1 protein-coding gene is annotated in these 1,503 nt (G+C 62.8%); it reads right to left on the bottom strand.

What is annotated here, in order from left to right; all coding sequences use genetic code 11:
• Positions 1–1,486: ISL3 family transposase (locus XI06_RS12945; protein WP_271605488.1), on the bottom strand; the 1,486-nt coding region annotated here is incomplete at its 3' end.
• Between the last annotated feature and the right edge of the window lie 17 nt (positions 1,487–1,503).

Here is a 1,503-nt window from a genome sequence, read left to right on the forward strand (position 1 = left end):
GCTTCACCAGTTTGAGCTTTGTGATTTGACCTTCGGTCTGACCGTTCGACCATGGTTGGATGATTGCGGCTCGAACGGCGTCGCGATCCGCGATGATGCCCTTGGCGAACGAGCTTAGTGGACTGGCGATCGCGGCGGCGATCCATGGATTGAGGTCGGCGGCTGTTTGCTGGCGCATGATTTCGTGGAAGCGATCGACCAAGTCGCGGGCCTCGAGCAACGGTGGGACATCGTGCGCGATCTTTGCCATCAGCGATGCCTGATCCCTCGGTACTTGATCGCGTTCGATTGTCATAAGCCGCGCAATCTTGCGTGCCGACGGGGTCTTCCTCATCCGCCCGGCCGGATTCGATGACTCGTCGAGGCGGCGGCGGGTGACCCATTCGGCGACGACCCGAAGGGATCCTTGGAATCCCTTTGTCCGCAGCCGGCGCCAGAGTTCGGCGCCATTCCGGCAGCCGCCCGTCCAGAGCGCGTCGAGCGTCTCGGCGTACGGCTCGAGGATGCTCACGCGGCTGCGGAAGACCTCCAGTCCGCCGCCTCGGGCAATACGTCGAACGGTCTGGCGTGCAAGGCTAAGCCGACGGGTAATCTGTTTGAGTGGAGTTCCCTGTTCGAGCAGCCGCAACACCGCGTCGACCGTCTTCTTGCGGTGTTGGAAATTCTCCCACCGCTTGCGTTCGGCACAACTGAGTAATGCGGGGTCGATGTCGCCAGTGGCCGACGATTTGCGGATGGCGTGCATGTTCTGGCGCACGACATCAAGAAAGCTCGCGCTGGCGTTCTCGAAGAGGTGCCAACGATCCGCGATTTGTATGGCCTGGGGCGCACCCTTGGATGCGGCGTCGCCGTAGCTCGCGCCACGATCCCGGGCAATGAACTCGATGCTGGGGTGATCGCGCAGCCAGGCGGCACTGGTGCCACTCGCGCGATCTGGCAGGAGTGCAACGATGCGGCGGCGCTCGAGATCACAGATGACGGTACCGTACTGGCATCCTTTGCGCCAGGCCCAGTCGTCAATGCCGACCGCGCGCAAGGGGTCGCGAGGGCGTGCCGCGCGCCGGCGAACCGTTCTAAGCAAGGTATCTTTACTGACCGGGATTGCCAGGCGGCTTGCCAAGTTATGTCCGGGACGCCCACCCAGTGCGAGCCCGAGGCGATGCACGATGCCATCCATTCGCACCGTTCGCCGGGCTGAGGGCAATGCGACCGCGTCGCCGAGGCGCTGGACAAAAATGCGCCGCCGGCAGCCCGTTCTGACACATCGAAACCGGCGTGTCTCAACATTGATCTCGACGATTCGACCGTGGGCAGGCAAATCGATCAGGCGCCGCCTGTAGCGGCTATGGATCCGATCCGAAACGGCACCGCATTCAGGACAGGTCGCCATCTTCGTGCTTGGCCTTGCTAATACGATGATCTTCGCGGCCCCAATCTCGACGCCATCGATAGCAAGGCCCGCTGGTGTCAGCGGCGCGGCATGCATTTTACGGCACATCTGCG

It is taken from the genome of Bradyrhizobium sp. CCBAU 11434 (assembly GCF_028128895.1).
In the GTDB taxonomy this organism is placed as follows: Bacteria; Pseudomonadota; Alphaproteobacteria; order Rhizobiales; family Xanthobacteraceae; genus Bradyrhizobium; species Bradyrhizobium zhengyangense.